Origin of the sequence: Burkholderia sp. Bmkn7 (assembly GCF_041103175.1) — a bacterium.
In the GTDB taxonomy this organism is placed as follows: Bacteria; Pseudomonadota; Gammaproteobacteria; order Burkholderiales; family Burkholderiaceae; genus Burkholderia; species Burkholderia cepacia.
This window is the reverse complement of the sequence record NZ_JBGCUH010000002.1, coordinates 731,971-749,694: the sequence shown is the minus strand read 5'-3', so window position 1 is coordinate 749,694 and position 17,724 is coordinate 731,971. Positions and strand designations below refer to the sequence as shown.

Sequence of the window (17,724 nt, the reverse complement as noted above, 5' to 3'; positions counted from 1 at the left end):
GACAGACATGAGCTACGACTACATCATCGTCGGCGCGGGCTCGGCCGGCTGCATCCTCGCGAACCGCCTGAGCGAATCGGGCCGGCACTCGGTGCTGCTGCTCGAGGCGGGCGAACGCGACGCGTCGTTCTGGTTCAAGGTGCCGGTCGGCTTCACGAAGACCTACTACAACCGCCGCTACAACTGGATGTACTACAGCGAGCCCGAGGCGCAGCTCGCCGATCGCAAGCTGTACTGCCCGCGCGGCAAGGTGGTCGGCGGGTCGGGCTCGATCAATGCGATGGTCTATGTGCGCGGCCAGCGCAGCGACTACGACGACTGGGCGGCCGCCGGCAATCCGGGCTGGGCGTACGACGACGTGCTGCCCTACTTCCGCAAGCTCGAAACCCACGCGGCCGGCGCGACCGATCCGCAGCATCACGGCGCGACGGGGCCGATTCACATCACGTCGATGAAGGCCGACGTGCATCCCATCGTCCACGAATTCCTGAAGGGCTGCGGCGAACTGAACCTGCCGCGCACCGACGACTTCAACGGCGCGCAGTTCGAAGGCGCGGGCATCTACGACCTGAACACGAAGAACGGCGAACGCTGCTCCAGCAGCTTCGCGTACCTGCGTCCCGCGCTGGGCCGCGCGAACCTCACGCTGCGCCCGGGTGCGCTCGTGCGGCGCGTGACCTTCGACGGCACGCGCGCCACCGGCGTGGTCGTCGCGGGCGCGCATGGCGACGAAACATTCGTCGCCGCGCGCGAGGTGATCCTCGCGGCCGGCGCGGTCGATACGCCGAAGCTGCTGCAGCTGTCGGGCGTCGGCGATCCGGCGCTGCTCGCGCGCCGGCGCGTGCCGCTCGTGCATGCGCTGCCGGCCGTCGGCCGCAACTTGCAGGACCACCTGTGCGTGAGCTTCTACTTCAAGGCGAACCGGCCGACGCTGAACGACGAGATGGGCACGCTGCTCGGCAAGATGAAGATCGGGCTGCGCTACCTGCTGACGAAGCGCGGGCCGCTCGCGATGAGCGTGAACCAGGCCGGCGGCTTCTTCCGCGGCACGGACGATGCGCAGGAACCGAACCTCCAGCTCTACTTCAACCCGCTGTCGTACCGGATTCCGAAGAGCGACCGCGCGAGCATCAAGCCCGAGCCTTACTCCGGATTCCTGATCGCGTTCAACCCGTGCCGGCCGACGAGCCGCGGCACGATCGAGATCGCATCGAACCGCGCGGAAGATGCCGCTAAGATCCACGTCAACGCGCTCACCACGCGGAAGGATCTCGACGAAGCCGTGCAGGGCAGCAAGGTGATCCGTGCGCTGATGCGCGCGCCGGCGCTGAAGTCGATGACCGTCGAGGAAATCTCGCCGGGGCCGCAGGTCGATTCCGACGAGGCGATGCTGCAGTATTTCCGCGAGCAGTCGGGTTCGATCTACCATCTGTGCGGCTCATGCGCGATGGGGCCGGACGCGGCGACGTCGGTGGTCGATGCTTCGTTGCGCGTGCACGGGCTGCAGGCGCTGCGGATCGTCGATGCGTCGGTGTTCCCGAACATCACGTCGGGCAACATCAACGCGCCGACGATGATGGTCGCGGAGAAAGGCGCGGATCTGATCCTGGCGGATGCGGGGCACGGCGAAGCGTCTGCCGTGAGCGCAAGCGAACGGGAAACGGTCACGCATTGAGGCGGCTGCGTGTTCGCCGATTGCCGTCCCGGCAATCGGCTTCACGACGCCACTCGATGCAACGTCAGCGCCGCTGACTATACCCAATAGGACAACACGATCAACGGGTCCCCCCCTTCCTTCGTTGCTCGCCAATTGATGAACGCGCTGCACTCGACGAGTGCGGCGAAAATCTCCGGATTGCGCTCCTTCAACGCTCCCGCATCGTCGATCCGCAGCGACACGATGCCGTGCTCGTAGCAATAGTCGCTCATGCAATCATTCCATGCATCCATGTTCCGGCCGTAGTAACCCGGAAATCCGAATTCGCCCGCGAAGTAGTCGTGAAACTTCGCCCAGTCGCCAAGCGCTTTTCCGTCCACACTGAATCGGTTCATCGAGCCCTCTCGTTCACCGTAGAATCACCGCCGCCGTTCGTCATTCACGCCCCCAAGGCCGCTCGCCCGCATCGAACCGGTCACACCCGCCCGGGCCGATCCCGCGGATCGCCGGCACATCGCAGCGTGCCGCCTCCCGTCCTTCGAGTCACATTCAGTCCCCCGCTCTGCCCCGCGCCTCCACCTCGTCGAACACCCGCACGATGTGATCGATCATCGCGCTCATCCGCGCGGTATGCCGCAGATCCTTGTGCGTGACCATCCAGACTTCATAGGGCCGCGACGACGTGCGTGCCGGCCACACGCGCACCAGCCCGTCGCGCTCCGCGATCGGCACCGGGAGTTCGGCGAGCCCGAGCCCGGCGCGCGCGGCCGCGCGCAGCATGAGATTCGAATTCAGCGCCGACACGATCCGCCCCGCGCGCACCGGCTCGCCGACCACCGTCAGCGGGCTGCGCGCATTCAGGTGCGGCAGGAAGCACACGAGGTCATGCCCTTCGAAGCCGGTGCCGGGCACCGGCTCGCCATGCCGCTCCAGGTATTCCTCCGACGCGTACAGCGCCGTCGGCCATGCGGCGAGCCGGCGCATGAGCAGATCGGGATTGTCGGGCTTGATCGTGCGGATCGCGATGTCCGCCTCGCGCTTGGCCAGGTTCTCCACCTGCGTCGACGTGTTGAGCAGCACGCGCACGTCCGGATGCTCGTCGTGCAGGTTGCGCATCGCGCGCATCACGAATTCGAGCCCGATCGTATCGGTCGTCGTCACGCGCACGTCGCCGGCGAGGCGCCGGTCGACGCCCTGCGTCTGCCGCACCAGATCGATCGCCGACTGTTCCATCTTCTCCACGTTGCGCAGCGCCACCTCGCCCACCGCGGTCGGCACGTACCCGGCCGACGTGCGCAGGAACAGCGTCGCCCCGAGCGCGCGCTCGAGCGCCGCGAGCCGCCTGCCGACCGTCGCCTGGTCGAGCCCGACCGCCCGCGCAGCGCCGCGTAGGCTGCGTTCACGGTGGATCGCGAGAAAAATCCGTGCATCGTCCCAGTTCAAGCGCCCTCTCCCGGTGTGATGCAAATTTGCATCTGTGGTCGTGAAAATCGCTGCGCGAATTCATCAAGGCCCAAGCCTATACTTTTTTCACCGATCACTCATCTGTCTTTCCGAGGCAAACATGTCCGATACGCTCTCCCCCGTTCCCGCCGACATGGCGGCAGTCGAAATCACCCGCCCCGGCGGCCCCGAAGTCCTCGCGACCGCACGTCGCCCGGTGCCGCGGCCGAAAGCCGACGAAGTGCTGATCCGGGTTCACGCCGCCGGCGTGAACGGCCCGGACGTGCTGCAACGCAAGGGGCTCTACAACCCGCCGCCCGGCGCATCCGACATCCCGGGCCTGGAAATCGCGGGCGAAGTGGTCGCGACCGGCGAAGCCGTGCGCGACTTCGCGCCGGGCGACCGGGTCAGCGCGCTGGTGACGGGCGGCGGTTATGCGGAATACGCGGTCGCCCATCACCTCACGACGATGAAGCTGCCGCCCGGCCTCGACATGATCGAAGCCGCGGCGATGCCGGAAACGTTCCTGACTGTCTGGCTGAACCTGGTCCAGCGCGGGCGGCTGCAGGCAGGCGAGTCGGTGCTGATCCACGGCGGCGCGTCGGGCATCGGCACCACCGCGACGATGATCGCGAAGGCGATGGGCGCGTCGACCGTCATCACGACGGTCGGCTCGGAAGCACATCGCGCCGCGAGCCTGCGCCTCGGCGCGGATCACGCGGTGCATTACCGGGAAGAAGATTTCGTGGCCGAAGTCGACAGGATCACCGCCGGCAAGGGCGTGGACGTGATCCTCGACATCATCGCGGGCGACTACGTCGCGCGCAATTACCGGGCCGCGGCGATGAACGGGCGGATCCTGCAGGTCAGCGCGCTCGCCGGGCCGGCGAAGGAACTCGACGTGTGGCCGATGATGACCAAGCGCCTCACGCACATCGGCTCGACGCTGCGCTCGCGCACGCCGGAGGAGAAAGGCGCACTCATCGCCGAACTCGAACGGCACCTGTGGCCGCACGTCGCGGCGGGCACGGTCAAGCCGCAGGTGTTCCGCACCTTCGCGCTCGACGACGCGCGCGGCGCGCACGTGCTGATCGACTCGGGCGAGCACGTCGGCAAGATCGTGCTGACGACGGCCGCGCACCGCGCGGCCTGACCGGGCACGACGCGTCAGTTCACGCTCGTGCGCTTCTCGACGAACCGCTTCACGTAATCGTCCGCCGGACGCGACAGGATGTCGTCCGGCGTGCCGACCTGCACGAGCGTGCCGTCACGCAGGATCGCGATCCGGTCGCCGATGCGCAGCGCCTCGTCGAGATCGTGCGTGATGAACACGATCGTCTTCGCGAGCGTCGCCTGCAATTCGAGAAGCTGATCCTGCATCTCGGTGCGGATCAGCGGATCGAGCGCGGAGAACGCCTCGTCCATCAGCAGCACATCGGTATCGGCCGCCAGCGCGCGTGCCAGCCCGACACGCTGCCGCATCCCGCCCGACAGCTCGTCCGGGTAATGATCGCCATAACCGTCGAGCCCGACCTTCGTCAGCCAGTTGCGCGCGGCGTCGGCCGCGTCCTGCCGCTTCTCGCCGCGCGTGCGCAGCGCATACGCGGCATTGTCGAGCACGGTCTGGTGCGGCAGCAGCCCGAAGTTCTGGAACACCATGCTGACCTTGTAGCGGCGCAGCTCGCGCAGCCCGTGCGCGTCGAGCTTGATCACGTCGCTGCCGTCGATCACGATCTCGCCGGCCGTCGGCTCGATCAGCCGGTTGAAGTGCCGCACGAGCGTCGATTTCCCGGAACCCGACAGCCCCATGATCACGAAGATCTCGCCCGACTCGATGCCGAGGCTCACGTCGTTGAGCCCGACGTTGCAGCCCGTTTCGGCCAGCACCTCGGCCTTGCGCCTGCCCGAGCGCAGCAGGTCGAGCACGCGCGCATGCGCGGCCTGCGGCCCGAACAGCTTGTACACGTGTTTGACGTCGATGGTCGCCATGTCTGCCTCCGTTCCTATGCGCGCGACGATTGCGTCGCCTGATTCGAATCGACGGCCGCCGGCTGCGCCTTGCGCGGCAGCCGGTACGGCACGCGCGACGCGCCTTTCTGCCGGCGCTGCTGCGCGAGCCGGCGGCGCGCGCGACGCTCCTGGCCGAAGCCCTGGCTGATCCGGTCGATCACGATCGCGAGGATCACGATCGCGAGGCCGGCCTGCGTGCCCTTGCCGACGTCGAGCGTCTGGATGCCCGCGAGCACGTCCTCGCCGAGCCCGCGCGAGCCGATCATCGACGCGATCACGACCATCGACAGCGCCATCATCGTCGTCTGGTTGATGCCGGCCATGATGCTCGGCCGCGCGAGCGGCAGCTGCACGTTGACGAGCAGCTGCCAGCGCGTCGTGCCGAACGCACGCGCGGCCTCCGTCACGTCCGGATCGACCTGGCGGATGCCGAGATCGGTCAGGCGGATCAGCGGCGGCAGCGCATAGATGATCGTCGCGAGAATCGCGGGCACCTTGCCGAGCCCGAACAGCATCAGCACCGGGATCAGGTACACGAAGCTCGGCAGCGTCTGCATCACGTCGAGCACGGGCAGCAGCATCCGCCGCAGCCACGCGCTGCGCGACGCGAGGATGCCGGCCGGCACGCCGATCGCGACCGACAGCACCGTCGCGACGAGCATCAGCGCGAGTGTCTGCATCAGCTTGTCCCACAGGCCGAAGCAGCCGATCGCGTAGAGCAGCAGCATGAAAAGCGCGCCGAGGCCGATGCGGCGCGTCGCATTCCACGCGATCGCGCCGACGACCAGCAGCACGAGCCACGGCGGCGCCACGCGCAACGCGCCTTCGAGCGGCACGAGCAGGTAGCGCAACACGAGCACGCTGAAGTGATGGAAGCTGTCGCCGTATTGCGCGACGAAAGTCTCGAGCGCGCTGTTCACCCAGTCGGCGATCGACAGGTGCAGAAAGAAGCCGTTCATGTTGATTCTCCGTCGCGCCGCGAAGGCGCGTGACGGCGGCGGCGGGCGCGGGCCCGCCGCCGCGCGCAGGTTACGCGCCCTTCAGGCTGTCGGCGATCTTCTGCGCGACGTCGGCCGGCACCCACTGCTTCCACATGTCCTGGCGGGTCTTCAGGAACTGCGTGGCCATCGCCGCGCCGTCGATCTTCTTCGTCGTCATCTCGAGGATCGTCTGGTTCAGGAAGTCCATCGGGAAACGCACCTTGCCGAATACGCCGACGAGATCGGGGTTTGCATCGGCGAACGGCTTCGACACGCCGACCGTCAGCCGCGACACCATGTACGACGACGCGCACTGGTGCGTGCTGCTCTCGTCGCGCAGCGTCTTCCAGCATGCGTCGTTATAGGCCGGCATCTTCAGCGCGGTGAACTTGTACTTCGCCATCAGCGCGGCCGGGCCCCAGTAATAGAACACGATCGGCGCGCCGCGCTGGTACGCGGACGCGATCGCCGCGTCGAGCGCCGCGCCGGTGCCCGGATGGAAGTTCGTGTACGACTGGTCGAGCTTCAGCACCTTCAGCAGACGCGTGTTCACTCGCTCGCAGTCCCAGCCCGTCGGGCAGTTCAGGAAGCGGCCCTTGTCCGGCTCCTCCTCGTCGGCGAACACCTGCTTGAACTTCGGCAGATCGTCGACCGACACGAGCCCGGGCGCGACCGGCTTGATGTTGCGCGCCGGATCGCCCTTCACCACGTAGTCGGGCACGAACCAGCCTTCGGTCGTGCCGCCCGGCAGCGTGTCGCCGATCAGTTTCACGGCGCCCGACGAGACAGCCTTCGCGGTGATCTCGCTGCGGCCCGTCCACTGCTCGGCCCAGATCTGCAGGTCGTTGCGCGCGAGCGCCGTTTCGGTGGCGGCCGTGCTGCCCGGCACGACGTCCGTCTTGCAGCCGTAGCCCTTCTCCATGATCTGCCGCAGCACTTCGGTCGCGAACGACCCGCTCTCCCACGTGATGCCCGCGAAATGGACCGTCTTGCCGTCGGCGCACGCGCCGCCGGCCGCGTGGGCCGCGGGCGCGGACAGGATCGCCGCGGCGGCGAGAAGGACCGTTTTCAGTCGTCGAATCTGCATGGTGGGTCGTCTCCAAATCGAATCTGTTGTTTGTGCGTCGCGGCATGCGCGGCGACCGGCGAATCGTGCATCCAGCCACGTCCGGTCAGCCTGCATGTTTCAGCCGCCAATATGTTTAGGGAAACGAGTAATTCCGATCATGGCTATCGGCAGCGCCAATCGATCTCCGGGTGCCCCGCCAGGCCCGCCTGGCGGGCCTCTCGTCCGATTTCCCGCGCCTGCGCACGGGCCCCGCCAGGCTGCGTCGCGCCCCCGTCCGGCGATGGCGCGACCGGCGTTGGCGCGCGGCGCCGCGCACACGGTTTCGACTGTCGAAACGGCCGGTCGCGACCCCATTGGCGAACCCGATCCCATCCATCGAAATTACTCGCTTTCGGTTCCTCTTCGGCTTGGGAAGAATGCGCGGTGTCATCGGAGGAGACACGACCCGGCACAGCCGGTCGCCGCGCCGCCGCGCATCGCGCGTTTCCGGCGCCGCGCGCGCTGCGCCGGAAACGCCCCGGATGACGGGGCGCGCCTCGCCGGTTGCGCCCACGACAACCGATACAAGAAGCTGGATATCCCGGAGATCTCTCAATGAAAAAGACCCTGACGGCGCTCGCCGTAACGGCAACCTTCGCCGCCCCCGTGTTCGCGCAGAGCAGCGTCACGCTGTACGGCGTGATCGACGAAGGCCTGAACTACACGAACAACGTCGGCACCGGCCACGTCTACGAGATGGCGAGCGGCTACGCGCAGGGCAGCCGCTGGGGCCTGAAGGGCAGCGAGGATCTGGGCGGCGGCATGAAGGCGATCTTCCAGCTCGAAAACGGCTTCGACGTGAACTCCGGCCGGCTCAACCAGGGCGGCCGCATGTTCGGCCGCCAGGCGTACGTCGGCCTGAGCCAGGCGCAGTACGGCACGCTGACGTTCGGCCGCCAGTACGACTCCGTCGTCGACTATCTCGCGCCGACCACGGCCAACGGCAACTGGGGCGGCTATCTGCTCGCGCACCCGTTCGACAACGACAACACCGACAACTCGTTCCGCCTCGACAACACGGTGAAGTACGCGAGCCCGAACTTCGGCGGCTTCACGTTCGGCGGCGCATACAGCTTCAGCAACAGCACGAACTTCTCGGACAACCGCGCGTACAGCTTCGGCGCGCAGTACCAGAACAACGGGCTGCTGATCGGCGCCGCGTACCTGCAGGCGAACCATCCGGGCAACGGCTCGGCCGGCGCGATCACCGCGAACGACGCGAGCTACATCGCGGAACGCATGCGCGTGTTCGGCGCGGGCATCAACTACACGTTCGGGCCCGCGACGGTCGGCTTCGCGTACACGAACTCGAACTACAAGAACCCGACCGGCAACGGCTACCTCGGCACGCCGGGCGCGATCATCGCACCGGGCGCGACGGTCAGCGCGATCAAGTACCAGAACTTCGAGGTCAACGGTTCGTACCAGATCACGCCGGCGTTCATGGTCGGCGCGCAGTACGTGCTGTCGCTCGAGAAGTACGACGCGTCGACCGGCGACGCGAAACCGAAGATCCACTCGGTCGGGCTGATGGCCGACTACAACCTGTCGAAGCGCACAGACGTGTACGTGCAGGCCGCGTACCAGCACATCGCCGGCGACAAGACGAACTCGATCCTCGACAACGCGTTCATCCCCGGCACCGACGCACCGTCGTCGACGTCGAACCAGGTAGCCGTGCGTCTCGCGCTGCGCCACAAGTTCTGACGCAACCCGGTTCTCCGTTCTTCACGCGACACCCGCGCCGGTCGGCCCGAGGTGTCTTCGCCCGCCCGCACGCGCCAGCCTGCTGGCGGGTTTTTTCATGCGCGCTGCAACGCGCGTGACCGGCCGATGACGCCGGAACGGGCAACCGGCGCGCAATCGCCCCGGCAACCGTGACAGGTCAACGGACGACGATCCGTCGATACACTGTGGGCCTGCGCAACGGCCGCCATCCCCGCCTTCCTCGATGCCGGCCGTCGCCTTCATTACGCACGGCCCGCCACCTTTCACTCGTGCCGTGCGCCTGCCGCCCATCCCCGAGGAGTGTCACTTGAAGCACTGGCGCCGCGCGCTGTTCCCCCTCGCCGCCGGCCTTCTGGCCGCCGCGACTTCCCATGCCCGCCCGGTCTGCACCGTCGTCGCCGACGCCACCACCGGCCAGGTGCTCGTGCAGCAAGGCGACTGCGCGACCCGCGTCACGCCCGCGTCGACGTTCAAGGTCGCCATCAGCCTGATGGGCTTCGATGCGGGCGTCCTGAAGGACGCGCACACCCCGACGCTCGAGTTCCACACCGGCTACCCCGACTGGGGCGGCGCGCCGTGGCGCGAGCCGACCGATCCGGCGCGCTGGATGAAGCTGTCGGTGTTCTGGTACTCGCAGCAGGTCACCCAGGCGCTCGGGCAGGCGCGCTTCCAGCAATACACGAGCGCATTCGGCTACGGCAACGCGGACGCGACCAGCCCGCAGGGCGAACTGAACGGCGTGATGGGCGCCTGGGTCAATTCATCGCTGCGCATCTCGCCGCTCGAACAGGTCGGCTTCATGCGCAAGATCGCGAACCGGACACTGCCCGTCAGCGCGCACGCGTACGACATGACCGAGCGCATCACGCTGATCGACACACGGCCCGGCGGCTGGATCGTGCACGGCAAGACGGGCACCGGGTCGCCGGGGCGCAAGTACGATGCGTCGCATGCGTATGGCTGGTTCGTCGGCTGGGCGGCCAAAGGGCCGCGCACGCTCGCGTTCGCGTACCTGATACAGGACGACGAACGGCAGACGCCGAACGCCGGCCTGCGCGCACGCGACACGTTCCTGGCGACGCTGCCCGCCCTCGCCGAACCGGGCAGGCCGCAATGAGCGCCGGCCCGCGCAACGCGCGGATCGACCTGCTGCGCGGGATGTCGATCGTGCTCGTCCTGCTGCATCACTTCAACATCCCCTACTCGCTGCGCGAGACGTCGCTCGCGCGCGTATTCGGCTGGGAAACGGTACATGCGGTGGTGCGCAACGGCAACTACGGCGTGACGATGTTCTTCGCGATCTCGGGCTACCTGATCACGTCTAATGCGCGACACCGCTGGGGCAACCTCGGCGCGGTCGACGTGCGCGCGTTCTACGTGTCGCGCGTCGCGCGCATCGTCCCGTGCCTGCTCCTGCTGCTCGCGCTCGTCAACGGCCTCGCGGCGGCCGGCGTGCCGATCTTCCGGAACCACGCGCCGGAGGGCATCGCCGTGTCGTTCTGGCTCGTGAATCTCGCGTCGCTGACGTTCTGGATGAACGTGCTGATCGGCGCATACGGGTGGGTCAACTACGCGCTCGGCGTGCTGTGGTCGCTGTCTGTCGAAGAGGTGTTCTACCTGTCGTTTCCGCTGTTGTGCATCGCGCTGCGCCGCGATGCGCGGCTGGTCGCGTTCTGGGTGGTTATCGCCGCGATCGGGCCCGTGTACCGCTTCACGCATGCCGGCGACGAAGGCGGGTTCCTCTATGCGTACTTCGCGTCGTTCGACGGGATCGCGATCGGCTGCTGCACCGCGTTGCTGGCCGAGCGCAAACGCTGGCAGCGGCTCGCCGCGCCGCTCGTGCAGGGGCTCGTCGCGGCGGCGATGGCCGCGCTGTATCTGGCCTGGCCGATCGCGGAAAGCCACGTCGCCGGCGTCACCGCGATGGCGCTCGGCACGGCCGTGCTGCTGATCGGCGCGCACGTCAACGGCACGCGCGCGCCGGGCCGCCTGCTCGCGCCGTTGCGCCGGGCCGGCACGCTGAGCTACGAGCTGTACCTGTTTCACCTGATCGTGCTCGGCGGGCTGCGCACGTTCTGGCCGCCGTCGGCCACGCATGGCGACACCCGGCTGCTGTTGCTGATCGCGTATCTGGCGTTGTCGGCAGTGCTGAGCGCGGCGATCGCGCGCGGCTATGCGACACCGCTCGACCGCTTCATCAAGCGGGTCGCGTCGCGGCCGTCAACGCGCGTGCCCGACGGTGCGCGGTTCTAGCGGATCGTCGGCCGCCCCTGCCGGGTGACACGACTTCGGAAAAAGAAAAAAGCGGCCAGCGCCCGGCCGTATCGCGATGGCGATACCGGCCGGCCTGACCGTAAACCCCGCGTACGCATCGCACGATCGGCCGAAGCCGTCGGGTCATCGGTAGCGTGTCGCCGCCCGCCGATCAATCCAGATAGTCGGCGTATTCCTTGCGCGCGTAGCGGGCGAGCGTCGTCCACGGCGGCGGCTCGCGCCGCGCGGCCGGCGCCGGTGTCAACGTCAGCTTGCGCACGACGCGGCCATCGGCACTCCGGTATTCGACCGACAGCGGCGCCTGCAGCGTCTCGCTCCACAGGATCCGGTTCACGCCGCGCGCGCCGGGCGTATCGACCGCCTGCTCGTACCAGAGGGTGCCGGGCGCGTCGCCGCGCTTCGCGACCGCGAGCCGCTTCAGCTGCGACGGCGGCGTGACGTAATACGCGTTGTCCCACGAGCCGTCGAAACCCGTGGTTTCGTACTCGGCCGGTGGCACGCTGACGACCGTCCGGTTCGCCGCATCGACGTACTCGATGCGGGCCGTCTTGCCGTCGTAAGTCACATGCCGTGCAGCCGCCTGGAAGTTGAAATGCCTGTGGCCCGCGTGGGCGGCCGCCGGTTGCACGCCGGCGCGGCGGCCCGGGCCCGCATCGTGGTCATGATCGTGATCGTCACCCTGCCCGCCGCCGGCCGACGCGGCGGGCAGCACGCGTTCGACCCACACGTGCCCGTCGCGCCGCACCATCCGTTCGCGATACAGCGTCGTGCGCGTCACGCCGTCGGCCGTCACCGTGCGGCTCTCGTGCAGCAGCACGGCGTCGAGATCGGCCGCTGCACAAGCCGGCAGCGCAATCATCCCGCCGGCGAGCGCACAGAAGATCTGGCGTTTCATCGCGCGTTCCTGTTCATCGTGCCATCACCCGCCTCAGAAACCGAACGCCGAGCGCACGAGACCGAACACCTTCGTGTTGTCGATCGTGCCCTTGAACGCCTTCGCATCGGCGCCGTCGGCGAACAGCATCACGTCGCCGCCGCCGTGCGTTTCCGAACCCGCGCTGCCCATCCGCACGCCCACTTCCTGCAGATACGCATCGTTCGTCGCGGTGGCCGAATCGACCGACGCGCGCACGTTCGGCCGGTTCGCGCCGTTGCCGAACACCAGCGTCGTGTAGGTATTGCCGTCGGCGTCCTTGCTCGGCTGGCCGTCGCGATAGTTGCGGCTGATGTCGAGAATCGGGTTGCCGCGCTTCGAATAACCGTTGATCGTCATCGTGTGGTCGTGGTCGGCCGTCACGACGATCAGCGTGTTCGACAGGTCGACCTTCGACAGCGCGACGCGGATCGCTTCGTCGAATGCCGCCGTGTCCTCGAGCGCGCGCTTCGCGTTGGTGCCGTGCAGCGCGTGATCGATCCGGCCGCCTTCGACCATCAGGAAATAGCCGTTCGAATTCTTCGACAGCACGTCGATCGCCTTCGACGTCATCTCGGCAAGGCTCGGCTGCGACGGCCCTTCGCCCTTGCCCGCGACGCGGTCCAGCTCGTACTCGAGATGGCTCGTCGAACTGAACAGGCCGACCAGCTTGCCGTTGCCGGCCTGCGCGAGCTGATCCTTCGTCGCGACGACCGTGTAGCCCTTCGCCTTCATCTCGTTGAGCAGGTTCCGCCCGTCCGCGCGGCCGCGCTTGTTGGCCACCGGATCGAACGGCGTCCAGTGGTTGCGGCCGCCGCCCATCAGCACGTCGACGCCGTCGCCGAGCGCCGCGTTGTAGCCCGCGCCGCCCGGCGCCGCCTGCGCGGCGATGTCGTATTGCGCGTCGCGATGGCAGATGTGCGAATAGGTCGCGGCAGGCGTCGCGTGCGTGAGCTCGGTCGTCGTGATCGCGCCGACCGCCTTGCCGCGCGCCTTCGCCAGCTCCAGCAGCGTCGCGACCGGCTGGCCGTTGCCCGGCGCGCAGTTGTTGACCGTCTTGTTGCCGTTCGCGTCGCTGCCCGGCGCGACCGCGCGCGTGTCGGACGACATCGACAGCACTTCGTTGTTCATCTTCACGCCGGTCATGTACGCGGCCATCGACGGCGCACTGTCGGTCGTCTGCGCGTCGTTCGAGAAGGTCTTGATGCGCGCGGTGCGCGCCAGCTTCTCCATCGTCAGTTGTCCCGACTCACCGACCTTGTAGATCCGGCTCGCCGTCACGGTCGTCGGCCCCATGCCGTCGCCGAGAAAGAAAATCACGTTCTTCGCCTGGCCGGCGGCCTGCGCCGCGCCGCATGCGAAACCCGCGACGGCCAGCGCCGCCGCGATGCACTTGATGGTCGACATCCTGTATTCCCCTGTACCCGTGTAGTCGGCGCTCACAGCTGCACCGCGTTGCGCACCAGCTCGAAGACCTTGTTGTTCTCGATCACGCCGTGGAACGCATCCGCGCCGCGGCCGATCGCACCGAGGAACACATCCGTGCCGCCGTGCGTCTCGTTGCCCTTGTCCATGCGCACGACCGCCTCCTGGCGATAGTCGTCGGCGCCCGTCACCGCGTCGGTGAGCGCGGTGCCCGCGCGGCTGCCCTGCACGCGGTTCTCGCCGTTGCCGAAGCCGATGATCGTGTACGGCGCGCCGTCCGCGTCCTTCGCGACCGCGCCCGTCTGGTAGTTGCGCAGCACGCCCAGCACGCCGGCCTTGCCCGCTTCCGTCTTGCCGGTGCGCGCCGCATAACCGTTCAGCACCAGCGTGTGGTCGTGGTCGGCCGTGACGACGATCAGCGTGTTCTTCAGGTCGGGATCGGTCTTGCGCACCTTGTCGATCGTCGCCTTGATCGCGTTGTCGAACGCAACCGTGTCCTGCAGCGCGCGCTTCGCATTGGTGTCGTGCAGCGCGTGGTCGATCCGGCCGCCTTCGACCATCAGGAAATAACCGTTCGGATTCTTCTGCAGCACGTCGAGCGCGCGCGTCGCCATGTCGGTGAGGCTCGGCTCCTTCGTCGCGCCGCGATCGAGGTCGTAGCTCATGTGGCTCGACGAGAACAGGCCGACCAGCTTGCCGCTCTTCGTCGCATCGGCGGCCAGCAGGTCGTCGCGGTTCTGCGCGAACGCATAGCCCTTCGCCTTCAGCTCGTTGACGAGGTTGCGGCCGTCGGTGCGCTTGCCGCCGCCGTCCTTCGGCACGAAGAATTGCGTGCCGCCGCCGAGCACGACGTCGACGCCGTCGCCGAGCGCACCGTTGTAGCCCGCGCCGCCCGGCACGAGCTGCGCCGCGATGTCGTTCTCGGCATCGCGATGGCACACGTGCGCGTAGGTCGCGGCGGGTGTCGCGTGCGTGACGCGCGTGGTCGTCACGACGCCGGTGGCCATGCCCTTCGCCTTCGCGATCTCGAGCAGCGTCGTCGCCGATTTGCCGTTGTTCGCGCCGCAATTGCCGGTCAGGCTCGCGCTCGGCTCGATCGCCTTCGTGTCGGGCGACATCGAGATCACTTCGTTGTTGGTCTTCACGCCGGTCATGTACGCCGACATCGACGGCGCGCTGTCCGTCACCTGCGCATCGTTCGAATAGGTCTTCACGAACGCGGTTTCCGGCAGCGTATCGATCGTGAGCGCGCCGTCTTCACCGACGCCGTAGATGCGTGCGGCCGTCAGCGTCGTCATCCCCATGCCGTCGCCGAGGAAGAAGATCACGTTGCGCGCGGCCGTCTGAACGGGCGGCTGGGTAGGCGACGTGCTGGTCGGGCCGTCATCGCTGCCGCATCCGGCGAGCGCAAGGGCGCCCGCGCACAGCAGCGCCGCCGTTTTGATTCGATTCATGGTGCCGGTTCTCCCCGCCGTTGATGCTTTCGAAATGAAAGGCGATGGTAGGAACCCGATGTGACGGCAATGTGAATGGAAACTGGAAGGTGTCGAATGAATTATGAAAGGCGACGGCGAGGCGCCACCGCCGGGCGCCGCGCGTGCTGCGACGTCATTCCGCGTGTTCGGCGGCGATGTTGCGCACGGTCACGATGCGCGCTGGCGGAATGTTTGCCCACACGATCCGGCTGTCGCAGGCAACGAATGCCGAATCGCCGAGCGGGTGACGGCCGGGCGGCCGCAGGTCGTACGTGAACTGGATCATCACGCCGTCGGCCGACAGCACGCGATGGCACTGGCCGACGATCGCCGTCACGTCCTGGCGCGGCAGCGTGCGCAGCGGCAGGCACGACACGATCGCGTCGACGCGCGCGTCGGGCGGCAGCAGGCGTCCGAGCTGCCGCGCGTCGCCCGACACGATCGAGATGCCCGGAAAGCGTCGCCGCAGGTGCTGGACGAACGCCGGCGAACGCTCGACCACGACGAGTCGCCGTGGCGCGACGCCGCGTTCGAGCAAGGCCGCAGTGATCGCGCCGGTGCCGCCGCCGAGCTCGACGACCAGCCCGTCGCCGTCCGGCACCGCATCGGCCATCTCGCGCGCCAGCTGCCGCGAACTCGGGCACAACGCGCCCACCGCGGCCGGACGGCCGACCCACTCGCGCACGAACAGCGCCGAGACACGCCACGCATTCGGCCACATCACAGGCAGCCCTCGAACGATTGCGCCGCCGGCAACGACGCGTCGAAGACTTCATGGAACAGGGCTACGGCGACACGGGGCTTTGGCATGCGCATCCTCCTGGACGAATCGGTCCGTCGCAGGAAGCGCGACGATCAAATCGATTCTAGGAAACGCAAACTTAAGGCGACGTGAAGATTGACCCTGATTCCCCTGATCAATTCGTACCGGATCAACCGCCGGCGCCCGCCCCGTGCGCGGCCCGTCTTACCGCAGGTTGGTTCTCGCCAGCTCGACGATCTCGTCGCCGCGCCCGCTGAGGATCGCGCGCAGCATGAACAGGCTGAAGCCCTTCGCATGCGCGAGCTCGATCTTCGGCGGCATCGCGAGCTCGTACTTCGACGTGACGACGTCGACGACGGCCGGCCCGTCATGCGCGAACGCCGTGCGCAGCGCTTCCTCGACGTTCTCCGAGTGCTCGACCCGCACGCTGAAGATGCCCGCGCCCTTCGCAATCGCCGCGAAATCGGTCGGGCTCAGGTCGACGTTCGTATCCAGATAACCGGCCGCCTTCAGCTCCATCGACACGAAGCCGAGCAGGCTGTTGTTGTACACGACGATCTTGACCGGCAGCTTGAGCTGGCGCGCGGTGAGCAGGTCGCCGAGCAGCATCGACAGCCCGCCGTCGCCGGACAGCGACACCACCTGCCGCCCCGGATGCGCGCCCTGCGCGCCAAGCGCCTGCGGCATCGCATTCGCCATCGAGCCGTGATTGAACGAACCGTGCAGTTGCCGCTTGCCGTTCATCGTCAGGTAGCGCGCGGCCCACAGCGTCGGCGTGCCAACGTCGGCCGTGAAGATCGCGTCCTCCGCCGCGACTTCGTCGACGATCTTCGTCAGGTATTGCGGATGAATCGCGCGGCCCGGCGGCTCGGCTACCGCGAGATCGTCGAGCCCCTTGCGCGCGGCCGCGTAGTGCTTCAGCGCATTCTCGAGGAAACGCCGCTGCGTCTTGCGCGTCAGGCGCGGCAGCAGCGCCGCGATCGTTTCCTTCACGGTGCCGACGAGACCAAGCGCGAGCGGCGCACGATGGCCGAGCTGCGAGCCTTTCCAGTCGATCTGCGCGATCTTCGCGTTCGACGGATAGAACGGCCGGTACGGGAAATCCGTGCCGAGCATCAGCAGCGTGTCGCACGATTCCATCGCGTGATAGCCCGAGCTGAAGCCGATCAGCCCCGTCATCCCGACGTCGAACGGGTTGTCCCATTCGACGAACTGCTTGCCGCGCAGCGCATGCACGACCGGCGCGCCAAGCGTGTCGGCCAGCGCGACCACCTCGTCGTGCGCGCCCTGCGTGCCGCTGCCGCACAGCAGCGTGACCGCGTCGGACGCGTTGAGCAGCGCCGCGAGCCGGTCGAGATCGGCGTCGGCCGGCAGGATCGACGGCGGCGCCGATTCGCTCCATGCCGGCGCTTCGTCCGGGCCGTCGCCCAGCGCGATGTCGCCCGGCAGCACGATCACCGCGACGCCGCGTTCGTCGATCGCGGTGCGCATCGCGCGCGCGAGTACGCGCGGGAACTGCGATGCGTTGGTCACGAGTTCGGCGAAATGGCTGCACTCGCGGAACAGCTCCTGCGGATGCGTTTCCTGGAAGTAGCCGAGGCCGATCTCGGTCGACGGGATGTGCGCGGCGATCGCGAGCACCGGCTGATGATTGCGGTGGCAGTCGTAGAGGCCGTTGATCAGGTGCAGGTTGCCGGGGCCGCAACTGCCCGCGCACACCGCGAGCCGCCCGGTCGACGCGGCATCCGCGCCGGCCGCGAACGCGGCGCTTTCCTCGTGCCGCGTATGCATCCAGCGGATCGAGCCGATCTGGCTCAAGCTGAACGACAGGCCGTTCAGGCTGTCGCCCGTCACGCCCCAGATACGCTCGACGCCCGCTGCCGCCAGCGTCTTCGCCAGGTATTCCGCCATCGTCTGTCTAGCCATCATGCCCTCGCTCGTTGATCGG

General features: G+C 67.8%; 15 protein-coding genes. 5 read left to right on the top strand and 10 right to left on the bottom strand.

What is annotated here, in order from left to right; genetic code table 11:
• Window positions 1–7 precede the first annotated feature (7 nt).
• On the top strand, window positions 8–1,675 hold the full coding sequence (locus tag AB3K92_RS09250) for a GMC family oxidoreductase (protein ID WP_059621215.1): 1,668 nt from the start codon (window positions 8–10) through the stop codon (window positions 1,673–1,675).
• A gap of 77 nt (window positions 1,676–1,752) precedes the next feature.
• Here AB3K92_RS09250 and AB3K92_RS09245 read toward each other — a convergent pair whose 3' ends face one another.
• Window positions 1,753–2,052 (bottom strand): barstar family protein, encoded by a 300-nt coding sequence (locus AB3K92_RS09245; RefSeq protein WP_059652498.1) that lies wholly within the window; start codon window positions 2,050–2,052, stop codon window positions 1,753–1,755.
• Window positions 2,053–2,206: 154 nt separating this feature from the next.
• Entirely contained in the window at window positions 2,207–3,100 is an 894-nt protein-coding gene (locus AB3K92_RS09240) for a LysR family transcriptional regulator (protein ID WP_369464879.1), read from the bottom strand.
• A 121-nt stretch (window positions 3,101–3,221) separates the two neighbouring features.
• Between AB3K92_RS09240 and AB3K92_RS09235 the strand changes: the two genes are divergently transcribed.
• Window positions 3,222–4,253, top strand: a complete 1,032-nt coding sequence (locus AB3K92_RS09235; RefSeq protein WP_124475607.1) for an NAD(P)H-quinone oxidoreductase — start codon at window positions 3,222–3,224, stop codon at window positions 4,251–4,253.
• A gap of 14 nt (window positions 4,254–4,267) precedes the next feature.
• On the opposite strand, the gene AB3K92_RS09230 is transcribed toward AB3K92_RS09235, so the two are convergent.
• The 3 genes from AB3K92_RS09230 to AB3K92_RS09220 form a co-directional block, all read right to left on the bottom strand.
• Window positions 4,268–5,089, bottom strand: coding sequence for a glycine betaine/L-proline ABC transporter ATP-binding protein (locus AB3K92_RS09230; protein ID WP_059621212.1), 822 nt, complete (start codon window positions 5,087–5,089; stop codon window positions 4,268–4,270).
• Between the two features lie 14 nt (window positions 5,090–5,103).
• Entirely contained in the window at window positions 5,104–6,069 is a 966-nt protein-coding gene (locus AB3K92_RS09225) for a proline/glycine betaine ABC transporter permease (protein WP_059498223.1), read from the bottom strand.
• Between the two features lie 70 nt (window positions 6,070–6,139).
• The gene (locus AB3K92_RS09220; RefSeq protein WP_369464876.1) at window positions 6,140–7,177 is read right to left on the bottom strand and encodes an ABC transporter substrate-binding protein; all 1,038 of its coding nucleotides are present in this window, start codon (window positions 7,175–7,177) and stop codon (window positions 6,140–6,142) included.
• A gap of 576 nt (window positions 7,178–7,753) precedes the next feature.
• Here AB3K92_RS09220 and AB3K92_RS09215 point away from each other — a divergent pair.
• The 3 genes from AB3K92_RS09215 to AB3K92_RS09205 all read left to right on the top strand — a co-directional run bounded on the left by AB3K92_RS09215 (window position 7,754) and on the right by AB3K92_RS09205 (window position 11,179).
• Window positions 7,754–8,905 (top strand): porin, encoded by a 1,152-nt coding sequence (locus AB3K92_RS09215; RefSeq protein ID WP_059652508.1) that lies wholly within the window; start codon window positions 7,754–7,756, stop codon window positions 8,903–8,905.
• Between the two features lie 328 nt (window positions 8,906–9,233).
• On the top strand, window positions 9,234–10,043 hold the full coding sequence (blaOXA, locus tag AB3K92_RS09210; RefSeq protein ID WP_369464875.1) for an OXA-1043 family class D beta-lactamase: 810 nt from the start codon (window positions 9,234–9,236) through the stop codon (window positions 10,041–10,043).
• The gene (locus tag AB3K92_RS09205; RefSeq protein WP_059553729.1) at window positions 10,040–11,179 is read left to right on the top strand and encodes an acyltransferase; all 1,140 of its coding nucleotides are present in this window, start codon (window positions 10,040–10,042) and stop codon (window positions 11,177–11,179) included. The genes blaOXA and AB3K92_RS09205 overlap by 4 nt, the downstream gene beginning before the upstream one ends.
• Window positions 11,180–11,351: 172 nt before the next feature.
• On the opposite strand, the gene AB3K92_RS09200 is transcribed toward AB3K92_RS09205, so the two are convergent.
• From AB3K92_RS09200 to poxB, 5 genes are all read right to left on the bottom strand, one after another.
• Window positions 11,352–12,095 (bottom strand): hypothetical protein, encoded by a 744-nt coding sequence (locus AB3K92_RS09200; protein WP_021160539.1) that lies wholly within the window; start codon window positions 12,093–12,095, stop codon window positions 11,352–11,354.
• Window positions 12,096–12,128: 33 nt separating this feature from the next.
• On the bottom strand, window positions 12,129–13,520 hold the full coding sequence (locus tag AB3K92_RS09195; RefSeq protein WP_059587199.1) for an alkaline phosphatase: 1,392 nt from the start codon (window positions 13,518–13,520) through the stop codon (window positions 12,129–12,131).
• A gap of 32 nt (window positions 13,521–13,552) precedes the next feature.
• On the bottom strand, window positions 13,553–14,992 hold the full coding sequence (locus AB3K92_RS09190) for an alkaline phosphatase (RefSeq protein ID WP_369464874.1): 1,440 nt from the start codon (window positions 14,990–14,992) through the stop codon (window positions 13,553–13,555).
• 154 nt (window positions 14,993–15,146) lie between these two features.
• Entirely contained in the window at window positions 15,147–15,737 is a 591-nt protein-coding gene (locus tag AB3K92_RS09185) for a class I SAM-dependent methyltransferase (protein WP_059621208.1), read from the bottom strand.
• 243 nt (window positions 15,738–15,980) lie between these two features.
• The gene (gene poxB / locus AB3K92_RS09180; RefSeq protein ID WP_059488708.1) at window positions 15,981–17,702 is read right to left on the bottom strand and encodes a ubiquinone-dependent pyruvate dehydrogenase; all 1,722 of its coding nucleotides are present in this window, start codon (window positions 17,700–17,702) and stop codon (window positions 15,981–15,983) included.
• Between the last annotated feature and the right edge of the window lie 22 nt (window positions 17,703–17,724).